Origin of the sequence: Paenibacillus vini (assembly GCF_018403325.1) — a bacterium.
In the GTDB taxonomy this organism is placed as follows: domain Bacteria; phylum Bacillota; class Bacilli; order Paenibacillales; family Paenibacillaceae; genus Fontibacillus; species Fontibacillus vini.
Window position 1 is genome coordinate 1 of sequence record NZ_BOSL01000096.1, and the last position, 216, is coordinate 216.

At 53.2% G+C, this 216-nt stretch carries 1 rRNA gene; it reads left to right on the plus strand.

The features are described 5' to 3' along the window. Positions 1 to 132 precede the first annotated feature (132 nt). Positions 133 to 216: ribosomal RNA gene (gene rrf, locus KJS57_RS26320) — 5S ribosomal RNA — on the plus strand; the annotation flags it as partial.

A 216-nucleotide genomic window follows, 5' to 3' on the forward strand; every position in this document is an offset into this window, starting at 1 on the left:
ATCGGAAGGTGCGGCTGGATCACCTCCTTTCTATGGAGAATCGTTCTCTGCAACGAGAACATTCAAATAGCTAACTCAGGTTAGCAAACTTACTCACTCGTTGGTCAGTTTTGAGAGTTCAACTCTCGCGCGTTTGGTGGCGATGGCGGAGGGGTTCCACGCGTACCCATCCCGAACACGACCGTTAAGCCCTCCAGCGCCGATGGTACTTGGACC